The 18,097-nt window shown below is 48.9% G+C and carries 14 protein-coding genes; 1 reads left to right on the top strand and 13 read right to left on the bottom strand.

What is annotated here, in order from left to right; translation table 11 throughout:
- Positions 1-87: 87 nt before the first annotated feature.
- The 13 genes from CGRAC_RS04915 to sstT form a co-directional block, all read right to left on the bottom strand.
- A complete protein-coding gene (locus CGRAC_RS04915) occupies positions 88-1,323 on the bottom strand; it encodes a nucleotide sugar dehydrogenase (RefSeq protein ID WP_040304145.1) in 1,236 nt (411 codons plus the stop codon).
- A gap of 509 nt (positions 1,324-1,832) precedes the next feature.
- A complete protein-coding gene (locus tag CGRAC_RS04910) occupies positions 1,833-3,653 on the bottom strand; it encodes a peptidoglycan D,D-transpeptidase FtsI family protein (RefSeq protein WP_005871751.1) in 1,821 nt (606 codons plus the stop codon).
- A 68-nt stretch (positions 3,654-3,721) separates the two neighbouring features.
- Positions 3,722-4,399 (bottom strand): leucyl/phenylalanyl-tRNA--protein transferase, encoded by a 678-nt coding sequence (gene aat / locus CGRAC_RS04905; protein WP_040304052.1) that lies wholly within the window; start codon positions 4,397-4,399, stop codon positions 3,722-3,724.
- Positions 4,399-6,780 (bottom strand): AAA family ATPase, encoded by a 2,382-nt coding sequence (locus tag CGRAC_RS04900; protein ID WP_005871753.1) that lies wholly within the window; start codon positions 6,778-6,780, stop codon positions 4,399-4,401. The genes aat and CGRAC_RS04900 overlap by 1 nt, the downstream gene beginning before the upstream one ends.
- Before the next feature lie 15 nt (positions 6,781-6,795).
- On the bottom strand, positions 6,796-7,101 hold the full coding sequence (locus CGRAC_RS04895) for an ATP-dependent Clp protease adaptor ClpS (RefSeq protein WP_005871755.1): 306 nt from the start codon (positions 7,099-7,101) through the stop codon (positions 6,796-6,798).
- Entirely contained in the window at positions 7,091-7,789 is a 699-nt protein-coding gene (locus tag CGRAC_RS04890) for a thioredoxin domain-containing protein (RefSeq protein ID WP_005871757.1), read from the bottom strand. Before CGRAC_RS04890 ends, CGRAC_RS04895 begins: the two co-directional genes overlap by 11 nt.
- Positions 7,790-7,844: 55 nt before the next feature.
- Complete coding sequence (smpB, locus tag CGRAC_RS04885; protein ID WP_005871759.1) at positions 7,845-8,309, bottom strand: SsrA-binding protein SmpB; 465 nt, start codon at positions 8,307-8,309, stop codon at positions 7,845-7,847.
- Between the two features lie 125 nt (positions 8,310-8,434).
- Positions 8,435-9,178 carry a 4-(cytidine 5'-diphospho)-2-C-methyl-D-erythritol kinase gene (locus CGRAC_RS04880; RefSeq protein WP_005871761.1) on the bottom strand — a complete coding sequence of 248 codons (744 nt, stop codon included), beginning with the start codon at positions 9,176-9,178 and terminating at the stop codon, positions 8,435-8,437.
- 829 nt (positions 9,179-10,007) lie between these two features.
- Positions 10,008-10,856: a tRNA pseudouridine(55) synthase TruB gene (truB, locus tag CGRAC_RS04865; protein WP_005871770.1), complete on the bottom strand. Its 849-nt coding sequence runs from the start codon at positions 10,854-10,856 to the stop codon at positions 10,008-10,010.
- The gene (locus CGRAC_RS04860; protein ID WP_005871773.1) at positions 10,849-12,909 is read right to left on the bottom strand and encodes an ATP-dependent helicase; all 2,061 of its coding nucleotides are present in this window, start codon (positions 12,907-12,909) and stop codon (positions 10,849-10,851) included. The genes truB and CGRAC_RS04860 overlap by 8 nt, the downstream gene beginning before the upstream one ends.
- On the bottom strand, positions 12,906-13,313 hold the full coding sequence (locus CGRAC_RS04855; RefSeq protein ID WP_005871775.1) for a hypothetical protein: 408 nt from the start codon (positions 13,311-13,313) through the stop codon (positions 12,906-12,908). Before CGRAC_RS04855 ends, CGRAC_RS04860 begins: the two co-directional genes overlap by 4 nt.
- Before the next feature lies 1 nt (position 13,314).
- Positions 13,315-15,228, bottom strand: a complete 1,914-nt coding sequence (locus CGRAC_RS04850; protein ID WP_005871777.1) for a M3 family oligoendopeptidase — start codon at positions 15,226-15,228, stop codon at positions 13,315-13,317.
- Between the two features lie 111 nt (positions 15,229-15,339).
- Positions 15,340-16,599: a serine/threonine transporter SstT gene (gene sstT / locus CGRAC_RS04845; protein ID WP_005871778.1), complete on the bottom strand. Its 1,260-nt coding sequence runs from the start codon at positions 16,597-16,599 to the stop codon at positions 15,340-15,342.
- A gap of 144 nt (positions 16,600-16,743) precedes the next feature.
- Between sstT and metK the strand changes: the two genes are divergently transcribed.
- The gene (gene metK / locus CGRAC_RS04840; RefSeq protein ID WP_005871780.1) at positions 16,744-17,943 is read left to right on the top strand and encodes a methionine adenosyltransferase; all 1,200 of its coding nucleotides are present in this window, start codon (positions 16,744-16,746) and stop codon (positions 17,941-17,943) included.
- Positions 17,944-18,097: the final 154 nt, after the last annotated feature.

The following is an 18,097-nucleotide window of genomic DNA, read 5'->3' as shown; positions in this document are numbered from 1 at the left end:
TTTTTGTAGCTTAGCATCGTGTTTGAGCTTCAAACTTAAAAAGCAAACTACATTGATAAAATCTAAATTTAACCCCCAAGCTAAATTTCAGAGCTTTCCTTGCGCACCTTTATAGACGTTTTTCACGTCGTAAACCAGCGAGCCTGCGTAATCAAGCTCGAAAAATTGCTTATGCGCCACGGCGATTACGACGCAGTCAAATTTGCGCAAATCGGGCTTTTGCAGCAGATCGATGTCGTAGTATCTCTTAGCGTCGGCAGCGCTCGCCCAAGGATCATAGACGCTTACCTCGCAGCCGAAATTTTTAAGCTCGTTTATCATATCCACGACGCGCGTATTGCGGGTGTCGGGGCAGTTTTCTTTAAACGTCAGCCCCAAGATCAAGACCTTCGCGCCCTTTACCTTTTCGTCGTATTTTATCATCATCTTAACGACCTCCGTAGCGACGTAGCTTCCCATATTATCGTTGATGCGGCGGCTTGAGAGGATGATTTCTGGGTGATAGCCCACCTCGGTCGCTTTCTGCGCCAGATAATACGGATCGATGCCGATGCAGTGCCCGCCCACGAGCCCCGGACGGAAGCTTAAGAAATTCCACTTCGTAGCCGCCGCGTCGATGACGTCGTTGGTGTTGATACCGAGCTTGCCGAACAGGATCGCAAGCTCGTTGATAAAGCCGATATTGATGTCGCGCTGGGTGTTTTCGATCACCTTCGCGGCCTCGGCGACCTTTATGCTGCTAGCGCGAAAGGTGCCGTTTTGCAGGATGCTAAGATAGACGCTATCTACGACGTCTAAAGCCTCCAGGGTGCTTGCCGAGACGATCTTTTTAATCTTAGTGACGGTGTGAATTTTATCGCCCGGATTGATCCGCTCGGGCGAATATCCGCAGAAAAAATCGCGGTTAAATTTTAGCCCGCTTACGCGCTCTAAAACCGGCACGCAGTCCTCCTCCGTAGCGCCCGGATAGACGGTGCTTTCATACACGACGATGTCGCCCTTTTTAAGCACGGCTCCGACGCTTTCGCTGGCCTTGATTAGCGGCGTGAGATCGGGACGATTTAGCCTATCTACGGGCGTCGGCACGCACACGATATAAAAATTGCTCTGCCTCATATCATCTAACTTTGCGCTAAATTTAAGCCCGTTTTGAATCGCCGCAGCAAGCTCCTCGTCGCTAAGCTCCAGTGTGCGATCGTGCCCGCCGCGCAGCTCGTCTATGCGCTCCTGCGAGACGTCAAAGCCCACGACCTCGTGTTTCGCGGCAAACGCTGCCGCCAAAGGAAGCCCAACGTAGCCAAGCCCGATTATCGCTATTTTCATTTTTCCCTCATTTGCTTTCATATTTTCCTCTTTTCTTTGCGTTAAATTTCATCGTTAAATTCCGCAGCCGAACTCGCTAAATTTCGCAGTTGCGCAGACATACGGCGCGAATTTATAGCGTTGCGTCTTTAAATTTAAGCAGCTAAGCTCGCTCGCCGTTTTACTTGCGCTACTTGCGCGACGGCAAATTTAAAATTTTGCCTTGATACGGAATTTTACGCCGTGGCAAAATTCCGTATCGCGATAAAATTCCAATGCCTTAGCTCAGCGAGCGGCGCCATGCAAAATTCCAAGCCGTGATAAAATTTTACTGCCGCGCCAAAATCCCGCATCGCGATAAAATTCCATCTCCGTACCGTTAAAATTTGCGCCGCGAAATTCTATGCCGCCAAAATTCCGCGTCGCAAAAATTTAAACGCCGTAAAATTTCAAAAAGCCGCGCCTAATTCCACGAATTTTCGTCGCCGCAAGCCGCAAAATTTCAAAAAACCTCGCGAAATTTAGCAAATTTAATCTTTAATTTCAACTGCCTCATCCTTGATTTCGACCTTTTGCGTGGCGTTTGCGTCGGCTGCGGGCTTTAGATAGCCCTCCTCAATCAAAATTCCTACCGCCCGCTTAAAGATCGGCAGCGCATTTTGAGCGGCGTAGTAGCTGCCCCTTTTAGGCTCGCGCACCAAAACGCCGATCGTGTAGCTGGTGTCCGCGTCGTTGGCAAAGCCAAAAAACGAGCTGTTATAGGCGCTCGAATAGCCGCCTCCCTTGGCGATGCGCGCAGTGCCCGTCTTGCCACCGATTTGCAGCCCCGCCACTCGCCCCTTGCGCCCCGTGCCACTCTCAACCGTTTTGATTAAAATTCCTTTTATTACATCAGCGGTAGGTTTAGAGATGACCTGGCGGGTTTCGCTTTCGTTGACGATGTAAGTTTTGCCGTTATTTTCTAGATTTTCGACTAGGCGCGGGCTAATCATGACACCGCCGTTGTTAAAGACGGTGTAGGCATTGAGCATCTGAAGGAAAGTCATCTGTGCGCCGTAGCCGTAGCTGATCGTGGCTTTGTAAATTTTATTATTCAGGCTTTTGATGCTTGGGATATTTCCGCTTTGCTCATACGGCAGATCAATGCCCGTTTTTTGCGACATACCAAAATTCATAAGCCCATCATAAATAGCCTGCCCCTCCAGCCGCTCTGAAATTTTAATCATTCCGATGTTTGAGCTGTGGATGATGATCTCCTCGCCGCTCATCTGCTTAGCCGGGTGCGTGTCGCGGATCGTACGAGTACCAAGCTTATAGCTGCCGTTATGGGTATTGATAATCTCGCCCGGTTTGACAGCTTTGGCGTCGTAGGCGATTGCGAAAATTATCGGCTTCATAATCGAGCCCACTTCGTAGGCGTATTCGCTCGCGGTAAAATTTAAATTCTTAAGATCGTTTTTTGTGATGTTTGAGGGATCATAGCGGGCGTTGGTCGCGAGGGATAAAATTTTGCCCGTTTTAGAGTTCATAATGCCTACCACGATTTCTCGCGCATCGTAATTATCAGCGCCCTCATCGCTTAGGCGCTCTATCTTTCTTTGCAGCGTTAGCGGCACGCTTAGACGGACATTGTAGCCGTCGATCCTGCCCGTTTTTTTGCTACTGCGCTCTAGAATGATGTTGCCGCCGATATCGCGCGGACCCACGATAAACTCATCTCTAACGGGCGCTAGATAATACTCATAGTACTTCTCGATCCCCTTAATTCCGCTAACCTTGGTGATACCATCAACCTCTTTTTTATTGATATAGCCGATTAACGGAGTGAGTGAATCGCCGACATTGTAGCTGCGCTTCTCGCCGCTTTCGCTCACGCTCATGCGAATAGGCGGATTTAGCCTGCCGTTTGAGCCCATGAAGCTAACGAATACCTTTTTTAAATTTAGCTTATACGCAAGCTCTTTTAGATGCACGGCGGTTTTGGCGTCGATCTTATACGACAGCACGGTCGTGCCGCCAGAGCCCTCGATCGCGCTTTTGACACGCTTTTCGCTATCGCCCGTATAAATGCAATAGAGCCGCACGAAAAGATCAAGCTTGTTTTTATCGATGCTTCGCGCATCGACGCTAACTTTGTAGAGTTTGACGGAATTTGCCGCGACGTAGTTGTCTTTTGCGATTATCGCGCCGCGGATCGCGCTGTTGGTTTCATTAACATCCAGGCGCGGTAATTTGCGTTCGGTGCTGCCCCAAAAATATAAAATCGCCAAAAATACGAAAAGCGCCGCCGGCACGAATATAAACATCACGATAATCATACCGACTGAGGAGCTTTTATCTCTTTGCCACATCTTATTTCTTTAAAATTCTAAATTCCGCGTATTTTTTACGCTGCTGCATTTCAAGCTTTGGCTCAATGCTACGCTCCGCGCGGAACTTTAAGATCCGCAAAGCGCTCAAAGCCGCTATCTTGCGCGCTAAGCTCAGCAAATAGAGCGAGGAATTCCGCTCGCGGCATCTCTTTAGCGCCCATAAATTTCAGATGCTCGTTCATAATCTGGCAGTCGATTAGAAAGCCGAAATTTGCAAGCACCTCACAAAGCCTAATCAGCGCGACTTTCGAAGCGTTGCTCTTTAGGCTCAGCATACTCTCGCCGCAAAATACCCGCCCAAAAATTAGCCCGTATAGCCCACCCACAAGCTCGCCGTCCTCGTATGCTTCGACGCTGTGAGCGTAACCGTCTGCTGCCAAACGCGAGTAAGCCTGCACGATCTGCTCGCTGATCCACGTGCCGTCGCTCTCTTTTTTGCGCACGTCTTTGCAGCGCTCGATGAATCCCTTAAAATTTGCGTCAAATTTTACTTCATATCGCTTAAGATAGGGCTTGATGGACTTTTGCACGCGCACTTCACGCGGATCAAGCACTGCGCGCGGATCGGGCGACCACCATAAAATCGGCTCATCCTCATTAAACCACGGAAATATCCCTGCGCTATAAGCGCTAAGCAAGCAATTCTCGCTCAGATCGCCGCCACTTGCAAGCGGCGCAAAATCGGGCGCATCCATAGGATCTGGAAAATCGTAAAACCGAGCCATTATTTAACGACACTGCTTTGAGCTAGTGCGGGTTGCTTTTTTTCTATCTGTGGCAAAGGCGTAGAAGCAAAGCTAAAGCTTAGCTCGCCATCTTTTACGCTCACGCTAACTAAGCCGCCCTCTTGTAGCGCGCCAAAAAGCAGCTCGCCGCTTATATGATCGCTGATCTGAGAGCTGATCTCGCGCTTTAAATTTCGCGCGCCAAACTCGTCTGAATAGCCGCGCGAGATAATCAAATCTTTTGCTTCCTTGTTTAGACTAATCTTTACGTTTTTTAGCTGCGACTCCAGCTCGCCGATAGTCTTATCCACGATCTTTTCTAAAATTTCGCCGCTTAAGCGGTTAAAATTTATGATTTTATCGATGCGGTTACGAAATTCCGGCGCAAAGAAGCTTTTTATGGCGCTATCTACTTTGTAGCTCTCGTCCTTCGTAAATCCAACTTGCGGCGCTTCTTTCGTGCCTAAATTCGAGCTCATTATTATGATCGTATTTTTAAAATCGGTCGTAACGCCGTTGTTATCGGTAAGACTCGCGTTATCGAAAATTCCTAAAAAAATATTCGTCATGCTAGGATGAGCTTTTTCTACCTCATCAAATAAAATGACGCTATATGGGTGCTTTTTGATATTATTCGTTAAAATTCCGCCATTTTCAAAGCCCACGTATCCGGGAGGCGCGCCAATGAGCCTCGAGACGCTGTGAGCTTCCATATATTCACTCATATCGTAGCGCTCAAAATGTACTCCAAGCTGCGCGGCTAAGACCTTGGCTAGCTCACTTTTGCCCACGCCGCTACTACCTGCGAACAAAAATACGCCGATTGGGGAGCTTGCGCCTCCAAGCCCGGCGTAAGAGCGCAAAAGCGCCTTGCAAAGGCTGCTAACCGCCTCGTCTTGACCGAAAATTTCACGCTTGATATTGGCTTCTAGATTTTTTAGTACCTGTTTATTATCGACACTACTACTTAAATTTGCGATATTCGCGCTAATCGAAAGTGTATTTACTAAATCATCCTTGCTGATTTCAAGCGGAGCTTCGTGCGGTTTAAACGCAAAGCTCGCGCCCACCTCGTCAATAAGATCAATGGCACTATCGGGAAGGAATTTATCGCTTTGATATTTTTTAGCAAGCGTTACGCTATCACGCAAAATTTCGTCGCTAAATTTTACGCCATGAAATTCCTCATATTTTTTGGCTACGCCTTTTAAAATTTCAACGCTATCGTCGATACTAGGCTCGCTCACGTCGATCTTGCAAAACCTGCGGCTAAGCGCTTTATCCTGCGAAAACGAGCGGTATTCGCCGTATGTAGTAGCGCCGATGACCGATAGCTCGCCGCTTGCAAGCGAAGGTTTTAGGATGTTTGACATATCAAGTTCGTTGCGATTGCCCGTGCCTGCACCAACGATCGTGTGAATTTCATCGATAAATAAAATCGCGTTTTGATTAGCGCTAAACTCGTCTATGAGATCTTTTAGTCTCTCTTCAAACTCCCCACGCAGCGTAGTTCCTGCGATCAGCGCGCCAGCATCAAGGGCGTAAATTACCTTATTTTTTAGCTTCTCTGGCACTTCGCCGCGGACGATTTTTAGCGCGATACCCTCGATGATCGCGGTTTTACCAACTCCTGCTTCGCCCACTAAGATAGGATTGTTTTTCTTGCGGCGACAGAGGGTTTGCAGCGTCTTTTCGATCTCTTTTTCGCGTCCGATGAGTGGATCGATCTTACCCTCAAGCGCGATTTTATTGAGGTTTGCTGTATAAAGCGAGCTAGGCGAATCCTTTTTAATATCGCGCTCGTTTATGGCGTCCTTTTCGCCCTCAAACGCAGGCTCAAATTCCGTATTCTGCCACTGCTTACGGCTTTCGTCATAATTCATCGCATGCGTGATATCGTCGATATCGTATGAGTTTAGCTTAATCGCTGCGGCTTCATCGCGAGAAACGACCTCATCACGGTGATCGAAAGCGGATTTGTACTTTCTCACGATGAGCTCAAAAATCGCAGCATTGATACCGTAGTGATTTAAAATTTTAGTGCAGTCGTTTTCCTTATCATTTAGAATTTTAAGCATAAAATCGAGCTCATTTTTAGGCTCTTTAGCATTATTTAATTCAGTATAGAACTGCTTAAATTCTATCGTCTGCGCCGGAGCCTTGCCGCTTGATTTAGGCATCATATCCAAAAGCCCGCCCAGATTATCCAAGATATTTAGGTAGTTAATATCCGGAATTTCTTTGGCGATGAGCCCATGAAAGGGCTTATTGTATTTAAAAATCGCATAAACTACGTGCGAAGTGGTGATATATTCGTCCTCGCCGTCGTTTGCAACGCTGATTGCTTGTTCAAAATGTTTGTTTAAAAAAAATCCTATCATTGCTTTCCTTTAAATTTAATCCTCTTCGATCTCACATCTAAGAGGGAATCCTGCGGCCTTTGCCGCTTGTAAAACCGCTTGTTGCTTGCACTCGGCTATCTCTTTAGGATACGCGCCGCAAACCGCGCGACCCTGCTTGTGCACTTTCATCATTAAATCTACGGCGTCGTTAAAGTTTTTGGCGAAAATCTCCATCAAAATATAAACCACGAAATCCATCGTCGTCACGTCGTCGTTTAGTAAAATCACCTTATACGGGCGAGGCACGAAAGATTTTGTTTTGGCGCGAGTGCGAATCTGCACGCCGGTTTTAGTTGCCATTTTTTATCCTGGCGATATCGCTTTTTATCACATCAGTATCGACCATGCCTAAGTAATACGGCTTGCCCCGCTCATCACCCTCGTTAATGTCGGTAAGCCTTTGATATTTTCCATCTTTAAGTACTACCTTAAAAGGGATCGAAAGCGCGTGACGATAACCGATGTCGCTTAAAATTTGACCTACTATACGCTCGTTTTGTTTTGAATTGGAGATGAAATAATAGGCATTAAACTTTTTCGTAAAATTTTCGATCACTTGCGCATCGGTAATATCCTCGAAATAGATTAGCCCGACCATCAGAAAATCCGCGGAATTTTTTAGCTGAAAGTCCATCAGATGCGGCGCTTCGATGCGGCACGGCTGGCAGTAAGTACCAAAAATATCAAACATTAAAATTTTATCGCTGTCCGCTAGCTTAAAGCCCTTTTCTGTCCGCTCAATCGTTACCTCGCCGCCTACGACGCTTTTAAGCGTAAATCGCTCGCCCGTTTTAAACGGCGTAAAAGCTACCTCCTCGCCGCTCTCTCCACCAATACGCTCGCCATTTTTATCTTGAGCGGAATTTTTTACTATCTGATTCTCGCTCGCGGCAGGATTCTCTCCCGCAGAGCCCGTCTTTTTCTGCGAATCATCTCCGCAGCCGCTTAAGACAAAAATCGCCAAGCATAATAGTAAAAATTTTTTCATTCAATTTCCTTGGAGTTTAAATTTAAGCCCGCATTTTAACCAAAGTTTTGTGAATTTAAAATGAATGCTTGTCGTATCGCTTCATCGCGCTTTGCGCTTCGCGGTCGGCTTCCTTGCGCTTTAGCGATTCACGCTTGTCGTGCAGATTTTTGCCTTTTGCCAAAGCGATACGCGCCTTTACGCGGTTTTTATCATTCAGATACAGCGACAAAACCACGATGGTAAGGCCCTCTTTGCTAACCGCGCCTAAAAGCTTGTCGATCTGTTTTCGGTGCATTAAAAGCTTTCGCGCGGCTCCTTCGTCTGGACGAAAATGCGCGTTAGTGCTTTCAAGATAGCTGATATGGGCATTTAGCAAAAACAGCTCGCCGCGGATCACGCGACAAAAACTATCTTTGAGATTGCCCCTGCCCGCGCGCAAAGCTTTGACCTCGCTGCCCTTTAGAACGATGCCCGCCTCAAAGCTTTCAAGTATCGTAAAATCGTGAAATGCCTTGCGATTTTTACTCAGTTCTTTCATCTTTTTCCTTCTAAATTTAGTCCTAAGCTTAGCCCGTTTTTGCTTAAATTTAAAAGCGGGCGAGCGAATTTTAAATTTTATCTTTAAATTTAGCTTTTAAATTTTAACCGCGCGCCTTGGAATTCTTATTTTAAGAAAAACACGCTGCTGCCGCTGCCGCTTAGAAACATATCGCGATACCTATCCATCTGCGGATATAGCTTTATGCACGGCGCGAAAAGATCGTTTAGCTGAAAGCCGCCATATTGCGCCAGCAGCTGCTCGCTGCTTAGGCTAAGCATCTGCCGAGCCTGTGTGGCGTCTATATTTTGCATAAAGCTTGCGCGAAACTCATTATAAACCGCGCCGGTAGAGCAAAAGATCGCGGGCGTTAAAATTTCGATCGCGGGCAAGCTGTCCTCGAAAGGCTCAATGATCTCGCCGATACCGCGCACGTTTGCGGCCTCAAGCCCGCTAACAAAAAACGCGACGTCCGCGCCGATATTTTGCGCGATTTTGGTAAGCCGCTCGCGCGAAATTTTTAAATTTAATTCCTCGTTCGCAAGCCGCAAAAACGCCGCCGCGTCGCTACTGCCGCCCCCAAGACCCGCGCCGATCGGAATTCGCTTTTTAAGCACGATCTTGTGCGAGCTGAAAAACTCCGCAAGCTCGCGCGCAAAGCCCGCCCGCTCAAGCGCCGCCTTGGCTTTTAAAATTATATTGTCCGCGATCTGTGCGGCGTCGCATTCAAGCGCAAAGCCGCTCGCGCGCTCAAAGCTTATCTCATCAAAAAGCTCTCTGCGCAGTACAAAACGCGAGGCGATCTCGTGGTAACCGCCGCGCGTGCCGACGACTTTTAAAAAAACATTGATCTTTGCATAGGCCTTCAAAATTTTACTCCTTTGCCGCTATTTGGCACATTTTCGTTAAATTTAGCCCGCCGCAAGCCCATTTAGCGCGATTAAAATTTCAATCCGTACGCGAGTTAAATTTCAGCCTGCGGCACGCCCCGTCCAGTGCGATCAAAATTTAAAACCGCGTGCCGTAAAGTGCGCGCCGCGGAATTTAGCCCGCGATCGCGGCACCCGATACGTAAATTTTATAAAGCGCGAAATTTTAATCCGCAACGCACGCAGCTAAATTTCAACTCGCGGCGCAAATCTATCTTAGCGATTAAAATTCCAAGCCGGCAAAATTCTAGCCGCGTCGCTGCACGCCACACTAGATCATAAATTTAGTTTAGCAGTACGCCGCCCGCCGTAAAATCAAACCTATCGGCGCAGACTACGCACCGCCGCAAGCTAGAATTTCATTCGGCAGAGGCGCTTGGCGCGCCGCGATAAGCCCCGACCTGCGCGCTTTGTAAATCGCGAAATTTTAATCTCGCAGCGAGCCGTCATCGCGCACCGAAAAGCAAATCGAAACGCCGCTCCGCCGGATTCGCCGCGTTTAAATTTAGCCCCCGCGGATTTATGCCTTTTCACAAGCGAGCGCCGCCCGCCTAGCCGCGCGTTTAAATTTACACCGCCTGAGGCAGATTTTGCGATCCGTGCACAACAAAAGAGCGCGATCACTCGAGTCGCCGCCGTCTGCGATAGAATTTAACCGCACATAGCAGCGCGCTATGCAAGTAAATTTAAAACGCGCCGTATTTATAACCGCTCAAATTTCAAGCCAGGGCCGCCCGATCAAAATTCCGCCGCAGGCTAGAGCCGCTGATTAAAACGCGCCGCCTGCGATCGGAACGTCGTTCCAAAGATAGCGCACCTCGCCCGAGCTTATCTCGATGATCGAGTAAAAATCGCCGCAGATAAGCAGATAGCGCCCGTCTGCGCGGCTCGCCAGATCCTTTGCGGCAAGCTTTTTACCCAAGATCACGTCGCGCGCGTCGCCGTCGTAAAAGTTCGGCGCGAGGTCCAAAAACTCGAGCGGATTTAGCGCCGCCTCATCCGCAAAACGCGGATCTTTCAAATCGAAAGCCCCCTCGCTCTCCCGCCTAAGCGCGCTTAGCGTACCGCAAACGCCTAGTTTTTCTGCTAAAATTTGCGCAAAAGAGCGCACGTAGCCGCCCTCGCTAAGCGCAACGCGAAAGCTCACGAATGGATGAGCGTAGCTTAAAATTTCGGCATCAAAAACCCGCATCGAGCTCTCTTTTAGGCTCACCTCTTCGCCTGCGCGAGCGAGCTTGTATGCGCGCACACCGTCAATTTTCTTGGCGCTGAAAGCGGGCGGGATAAATTTTATCTCACCGCGCATTTGCGCTATCGCGGCATCTAAAACCTTGCGCGAAAGCGGCGGGATTTGTTCCACACGCTCGATATTTTCATTATCTCCGCTTGGGCTTTGCGCGCCCAGCCACAGCGTCGCAGCGTAGATTTTTGGCTCCTTTTTTAAAAATCTAAAAAAGCGCGCGTATTGCCCGAACGCGACAATCAGCGCGCCGCTCGCGAAAGGATCGAGCGTGCCGCTAAAGCCAGCCTTTTTCACGCCGTATTTGCGCTTAAGAGCGCTTAAAAATTTATTGCTGCCGATGCCCGCGGGCTTGTCCGCCAAAAACAATCTATTCATAAGAGCCGATCTTTTCTACGAAATTTGACATTATCACGCGCGAAATTCCGCCGAAATTTATAGTGAGTCGGTCGCCGTTTACCGCCGTGATCTGTCCGATACCAAAGAGTTTGTGTTTGATCAGCTCGCCCTTGCTAAAGCCGCTACTTTGCTCGCGCGGCGGCTCTTTGGCTACCAAACCCGCCTCGGCTATAAACCTGCTAGCGTCCAGCCTCTCGCGCTTGCCGCGATAAAAGCGGCTAGCAGCAAAGCTAAGCGTAAGCGTGCGCTTGGCGCGCGTAATCGCTACGTATGCGAGTCTGCGCTCCTCCTCGATGTCATTGCTGTCGCCCAAAAGCGGGAAAAACCCCTCCTCCAGCCCGATTACGAAAAGATGCTCGAACTCAAGCCCTTTGCTAGCATGCACGCTCATTATGTTTATCGCATCGCCCATGATGGCGTCCTGATCGCTAAGAAGGCTTAGCTCGTTTAAAAATTCCGCCAGATCAAAATCGGGTTTATTGCTAGCTTCGTCCTTTAGCATAGCTAAAAACTCGTCGATGTTCGCTACCCGATCGGCGCCGTCCGGAAGCGAGGCGTAGTAAGCCTTTAGCCCGAAAGTGGGCTCTAGCGCCTCTATTTTTTTGATAGTATCGGCTAGTGCGGAAATAGAAGCGATGCCGCTTTTAAGCTCCGCTAGAGCCTGCGCCGCCTTGGCGCTAAGCCCCGCATCAGGCTCACTAAACGCATCAAATAGACTGATGAGTCGCAGGCGCGAAAGCTCCTCGAGCTTTGCCAGCGAGACCTTGCCGATGCCGCGCTTGGGCACGTTTATGATCCGCCTCATCGAAAAGTCGTCGTGCTCGTCGTTTACTAAGCGCAGATAGGCGATCGTATCCTTGATCTCGGCGCGCTCGTAAAATTTCACGCCGCCTACCATTTTATACGGGATTTTGGCGCGATTCAGCCCCTCTTCCAGCGCGCGCGACAGAGCGTTTACGCGGTAAAGCACGGCGATTTGAGAGGGCGCTACTCCGCTTGAAAGTAGCTTTTTGATAGCTTCTGCGATCTTTGCCGCCTCGATACTCTCCTCGTCTGAACGCAAAATTTCGATCTTTTCGCCGCCGCCGTTCATGCTAGTAAGGCTCTTGCCGAGGCGGTTTTTGTTATGCGAGATGAGCTCGTTGGCAGCAGATAAAATTTCATCTGTGGAGCGGTAATTCTGCTCGAGTTTGATAAATTTTACGTTTGAGAACTGATCTTTAAAATTTAAGATATTTTCTATCCGTGCGCCGCGCCAGCCGTAGATACTCTGATCGTCATCACCCACCACCACGAGGTTTTCGTGCGCGGCACAAAGCTTTTGCAGCAGTTTGAATTGAATGTCGTTGGTGTCCTGATACTCATCCACCGTGATATAGACGTAACGGCGCGAAATTTCATCGCATAGCCGCTCATTGGCGCTTAAAATTTTATACGGCAATATCAGCAGATCATCGAAATCTACAAGATTATTCGCCGCCAAATACGCCTCGTAGCGCTTATATGCATCAGCGCAATGCGCGTAAAATCCGCTATACATCCTGCTTAGCTCGTCCTCTTCGCCCTTTAGAAGCTCGTCGATATCTTTGGGGCCGATTAGAGAATTTTTGTAAGTTGAAATTTTAGCTGCCAATAGCGATGTGGGCAAATTTATCTCAAAGCCCTTGATGATCTTTTTCTTATCGTCGGTATCGATTACTTGGAAGTTTGCGCTGCGCCCAAGCTCGCTAATATGAAATTTCAAAAACAAAAGCCCGAATTTATGAAATGTGCACAGAAGCGGCACTCCGCTTAAATTTAACCCGCTTATCAGATTAAGCGCTCGCGAGCGCATCTCGGTGGCGGCTTTGTTCGTAAACGTAAGCGTGAGAGTATTTCCCGGAGGCACGCCGTTTGATAGCAGATAGGCAAGACGCGCGGTGATCGTTTTAGTTTTGCCGCTACCAGCACCCGCTAAGATTAGCATCGCTCCATCCACGTGGCTCGCAGCCTCGCGCTGAGTAGGATTAAGACCCTCTAAAATATCACTCATTTTGAGAAAATTTTACGCGATTTTTCGCGTTTAAGCCACTCGGACTCGGGCTGGGAGAAATTTACCGCGATAGGCTTGCCGTCCACGACGATCTGCAAGACCGCGTAAAACGGCACGCTAAGCGTGCTTGCAAAATCCTGCGGCCCAAATCCCGCCTCGAAAACCAGCTCATCCTTGCTAAGATGCGCGCTAGAAAGCGTGTATTCCTCCAGCTGCAAAAAGATCGCGGGCATTTTGAAGCTTTTTAAAATTTCCTCCGGCAGCGGCGGGTCAAATTTTATCTGATCCGTCCTCGCAACGATGCCAAATCCATATCCAAGAGCCAAAACGTAATCCAAAACCGCGCCTATATTTGCACTACTCGCAGCGATAAATTTATCGTCTTTTAAAATTTTATCTATCATCCTAACCCCTCACAAACTCATCTACAAGCGCCGCGACCTGTTCTATGCCGATGCGCCAAAACTCGCTTTTATTGATGTCAAAGCCGAATTTTGCCACCAGCTTTTGCGGCGCGTCGCTGCCGCCCGAGCTTAAAAACTCAGTGTAAATTTGAACGAAATTTTCGAGCCTGCCGCTCTTATACAGCCCGTAAAACGCGAGCACCAAAAGCTGCGCGTAGGCATAGGAGTAGCAGTAAAACGGCGTGTGAACGAAGTGCGGAATGTAGCTCCACCAGCTTTTGTAATGATCCTGCAAGATTAGCTCGCCGGCAAACATCTTGCGCGACTCCTCCATCCACAGCTCACCCAGCCGCTCGATGCTTAGCTCATCCGCGCTTGCATGCACGCGCCGCTCAAAGGTCGTAAATCCGATCTGGCGGTAAAGCGTAGCGAAGATATCCTCGATCTTTGCCGCAAGCATCGCTCGCAGCGCGGCTTTATCGTTTGCAGTCTGCGAGGGCGTATCCGTATCGCTCGCAGCAAGCTCGCACGAACCCGCAGAGTCTTGCGAGGCGGAGTTTTTTACGGCGCGCTCGTTTGGAATTTCACCGCCCTGAGCCTCTTGCGAAGCGCTACATTTAAAATTTTGCGAGCCGTCCAAGGCGGCGGTGCTTTTGAAATTCGACAAACCGTTTAAATTTGAAAAATTTTCGCGCATATAATCAAACACCAGCATCTCGCAGAAAACCGACGCAGTCTCTGCCGTCGTTAGCGGCGTAAAGGAGTTAAAATAGCCCACGCCGTAGCTTAGATACTGATGTATCGCGTGCCCCAGCTCGTGCGCGAGGGTAAATACGTCGCGGCGCTTGCGCGTGAAATTTAAAAGCACGAAAGGGTGCGTATCGCGCGAGCCCGAATGCGAAAATGCGCCGCTTTGCTTATTTTGCGTAGGCATCGCGTCGATCCAGTTTCGCTCAAACGCGATCAGCGCGATCTGCTTAAATTTCGGGCTAAATTTTTCAAATGCCGCAAGCACGATCTGCTTAGCCTGCCCGAAGCTAAACTCGCTCTCATCGCCCCCAAGCGGCGCGTATCTGTCGTAATCATACAGCGCGTCGTAGCCTAAAATTTCGCGCTTTTTAGCGTAAAATTTGCCGACTAGAGCGAAGCTTCGTTCCGTCTCTGCGATCAGCGCATCGACGCTTGCGATGTTTATCTGATTTTCCTCGTGCATCACCGCCTCGGCTTTATCGTAGCCGCGCAGCTCGCAGCGAATTTTAAGATCGGTTTTGATCATATTGTAGATGTAGCCAAGCAGGTGGGAATTTTGCTCTAGCACCGCACTTAGCGAGGCTGCGGCGTCCTTTCGCACCTCGCGATCGGAGCTATGAAGCAGGCTTAAAATTTCCTCCTCGCCAAGCTTTTGCCCGCGAAAATCAAAGCTCATCCGCGCCATGCTCTCGTCAAAAAGTCGCGAAAACGCCTCACCGCTTACGGGTGAAGTTTTTAAAAGCACGCTTTCTTGCGGCAAGCTTAGCTGGTGAGCCTTGCGCCGCTTAAGTAGGCTCAAATAGTATCTAAATCTCCCGCCCCCTGCGATAAACTCGTCCTGTTTTGCGGCGTCAAGCTCGTTAAACTCAAGCTCGAAAAAAAGCAGGCTCTGCGAAATGTCGTTGCAAGCCTGCTCTGTCTTGGCCTGCTGCGCCCCAAGGCTCGTATCTCGCGCGAATCTAAGATGCGCAAAGCTCATTATTTTGCCGATCTGCTCGCTGATGCTCTCATAAAGCTCAAGCGCGTCTAAAAACTCCTCCGCGCTAAGGGCGTGCAGCTTATCTTTAAATTTAAGCTCAAAATCCCTAGCCTGCGCGGAGGCGCTATCTATCGCGCCGCTAAATTCCGCTTCGTTTGCAAACAGCTCGCCTAAATTCCAATTCATCGATTTCCTTTTAAAATTTTTGGATAATTTTATCAAAAAAGAATAAGTAAAATTTTAAAAACCGCAAAATCCGCCGTCTAAGCGGAATTCGCGGTAAAATTTTAAGGTTAGTTATTTTTGCATACTTTGCGACGCGATCGCCGTAAAAATCACGTCCGTGGAGCTATTGATCGCAGTTTCTACAGAGTCTTGGATTACGCCGATGATGAAGCCGATCGCGACTACCTGCATTGCGATATCGTTTGAGATATTAAAGAGCGAACACGCAAGCGGTATCAGCATCAATGAGCCGCCAGGCACGCCGCTAGCGCCGCACGCACCGACTGCCGAGACCACGCAAAGCAGTAGCGCCGTCCAAAAATCGGGGCGCACGCCAAGCGTATGAGCCGCAGCAAGCGCCAAGATCGCGATTACCACCGCAGCGCCCGCCATATTTATCGTAGCTCCCAAAGGGATCGAGATCGAGCTTAGCTCGTCGCTGATGCCGAGCTTTTTACATAAATTTAAATTTACCGGGATATTCGCCGCCGAGCTGCGGGTGAAAAACGCCGTGAGGCCGCTTTCGCGCAGGCAGGTAAATACGAGCGGATACGGATTTTTCTTGATTACCGCAAAGACGATGAGCGGATTTACCACGAGGGCTACGAACGCCATCGCACCTACTAGCACGACTACGATTCGCACGTATCCAAGCAGCGCATCGACGCCGGTTTGATACACAGTAGAAGCTACTAGACCGAAAATTCCAAACGGCGCAAGCTGGATTACAAACTGCACGATTTTAGTTACCGCTTCGCTCAGATCGGTAAAAATTTTCTTTGTTTCATTAGTGCAAAATTTAAGCGCGACGCCAAGACCTATCGCCCAGGTTAAAATTCCTACGTAGTTTCCATGCGCGATAGCGTTTAGCGGATTATCTACGACCTTAAAAAGCAGATCTTTTAGCACGATCCAAACGCTCGCAGGAGCGGTATTTTCCGCCGCGCCAACATTACTTAGAGCAAGCTCCGTAGGGAATAAAAAGCTGGCTGCTACCCCCACGCACGAGGCTAAAAAGGTGCCTACGATATATAGAACAACCACGCGTTTTAAGCCGCTTGCACTGCCGTATTGTTTATTTACGATCGAGCTTAAAATCAAGATAAAAACTAAAATCGGAGCTACCGCTTTAAGAGCACCTACGAATAAATTTCCTAAAATTTCCCCAAAAGCTACTACGTTTATTAAAAACGAATTGTGCTCTGCCGCAATATCGCCTGCCGCCGAACGCGCAACAAAGCCCAAAATAGCGCCTATTATCAAGCCGGTAACTATGCGCAGAACTAGATTTTTATCTTTGTAGCTGGCTACTAATTTTTGAATCGAACTCATTTTTTACCTTTCAATCAAAACGTCGTTTGAAATATATCGAAATTTTATTTAAGCGCATTTAAATTTGAGCGGAATTTTGTGATTTTTAGTCAATCTTAAAACCTCGTTAGATAAAATGACGCGAAATTTTAATCAGGAGCAGATATGTATCTTTTCACAAGCGAAGTAGTAAGCCCAGGACATCCCGATAAATGCGCCGATATCATCGCAGACAGCATCGTGGATGAAATTTTAAAGCAAGATCCAAACGGGCGCGTCGCAGCGGAGGTTTTTATCGCGGGCAAACACGTAGTAATCGGCGGCGAAGTAAACGCCAAGATCGATTTTACCCATGACGATTACCGCCACATCGTAAAGGGCGCGCTTAGCGAGATCGGCTACAACGACAACCCTCATTTCACACGCGCGCAGTGCCTGCATCCGCAGGATCTGCAAGTGGACGTATTTTTAAACCAGCAAAGCCCCGACATCAACCAAGGCGTCGATCAAGAGGGCGGCGAGATCGGAGCGGGAGATCAGGGCATAATGTTCGGCTTCGCAAGCTGCGAGACGAAAAATTTTATGCCGGCGGCGATCACCTACGCGAGGCTTCTTTGCGATCACGTTTATGCCTATGCAAAGTCTCATCCTAACGAGCTTGGCGTCGATATTAAGACGCAGGTTAGCGTCGATTACGGCACGAAGAGCAATTTTGAGGAGTGCAAGCCGCAAAGCATCCATACGATCGTGGTTTCCGCGCCATGCGTCGAGAGTATGAGCATCGAGCGCGTCCGAGATCTGATCGGAAATTTAATCGATTCTGCAGGGCTTCCGAAGGAGCTTTATGACAAAAGCAAGACTATCATCTACATCAATCCGACCGGCCGCTACGTAAATCATAGCTCGCTTCACGACAGCGGTCTAACGGGGCGCAAACTAATCGTAGATAGCTTCGGCGGCTACAGCCCTATAGGCGGCGGCGCTCAAAGCAGCAAGGACTACACCAAGGTCGATCGCAGCGGGCTTTATGCGGCGCGCTATATCGCCAAAAACATCGTCGCGGCGGGGCTTGCGAAAAAATGCATCGTCCAGCTCAGCTACGCAATCGGCGTCGCAAAGCCCGTCAGCGTCAGCGTCGATTGTATGGGAACGAATTTAGGCGCGGCGAGCGACGATGAGCTATCTGCTTTCGTGCTTGAAAAATTCCCGCTCACGCCGCGCTGGATCATCGATAAATTCGGCCTTGATCGCCCGGGCAAAGAAAGCTTTCTCTACGCCGACGTAGCCGCACGCGGACAGGTCGGAAACGACGAATACCCGTGGGAGAAGCTCGATAGCGTGGAGCTTTTTAAGGCTTTGAAATAAAATTTACGCTTTGCAGTAGCGCTCTTTTTAGCTTACGACATTCGCTAAGCTTGCAGCAGCGAGCCTAGCTCAATATTCTACGCGGCTTCGCATGTCGTGTAGTTTTATCGCATCCCAAGAAATAGCGTTGCGGCAAAATTCTGTATCAAAATTC

It is taken from the genome of Campylobacter gracilis (assembly GCF_001190745.1).
In the GTDB taxonomy this organism is placed as follows: Bacteria; Campylobacterota; Campylobacteria; order Campylobacterales; family Campylobacteraceae; genus Campylobacter_B; species Campylobacter_B gracilis.
The sequence above is the reverse complement of the archived record's forward strand: the minus strand, read 5'-3'. Positions and strand labels throughout refer to the sequence as shown.

Bases quoted from the DNA above. Each gene is read 5' to 3' on its own strand.
- CGRAC_RS04915 (WP_040304145.1), bottom strand. From the start codon at position 1,323: ATGAAAATAGCGATAATCGGGCTTGGCTACGTTGGGCTTCCTTTGGCG.
- CGRAC_RS04910 (WP_005871751.1), bottom strand. From the start codon at position 3,653: ATGTGGCAAAGAGATAAAAGCTCCTCAGTCGGTATGATTATCGTGATG.
- aat (WP_040304052.1), bottom strand. From the start codon at position 4,399: ATGGCTCGGTTTTACGATTTTCCAGATCCTATGGATGCGCCCGATTTT.
- CGRAC_RS04900 (WP_005871753.1), bottom strand. From the start codon at position 6,780: ATGATAGGATTTTTTTTAAACAAACATTTTGAACAAGCAATCAGCGTT.
- CGRAC_RS04895 (WP_005871755.1), bottom strand. From the start codon at position 7,101: ATGGCAACTAAAACCGGCGTGCAGATTCGCACTCGCGCCAAAACAAAA.
- CGRAC_RS04890 (WP_005871757.1), bottom strand. From the start codon at position 7,789: ATGAAAAAATTTTTACTATTATGCTTGGCGATTTTTGTCTTAAGCGGC.
- smpB (WP_005871759.1), bottom strand. From the start codon at position 8,309: ATGAAAGAACTGAGTAAAAATCGCAAGGCATTTCACGATTTTACGATA.
- truB (WP_005871770.1), bottom strand. From the start codon at position 10,856: ATGAATAGATTGTTTTTGGCGGACAAGCCCGCGGGCATCGGCAGCAAT.
- CGRAC_RS04860 (WP_005871773.1), bottom strand. From the start codon at position 12,909: ATGAGTGATATTTTAGAGGGTCTTAATCCTACTCAGCGCGAGGCTGCG.
- CGRAC_RS04855 (WP_005871775.1), bottom strand. From the start codon at position 13,313: ATGATAGATAAAATTTTAAAAGACGATAAATTTATCGCTGCGAGTAGT.
- CGRAC_RS04850 (WP_005871777.1), bottom strand. From the start codon at position 15,228: ATGAATTGGAATTTAGGCGAGCTGTTTGCAAACGAAGCGGAATTTAGC.
- sstT (WP_005871778.1), bottom strand. From the start codon at position 16,599: ATGAGTTCGATTCAAAAATTAGTAGCCAGCTACAAAGATAAAAATCTA.
- metK (WP_005871780.1), top strand. From the start codon at position 16,744: ATGTATCTTTTCACAAGCGAAGTAGTAAGCCCAGGACATCCCGATAAA.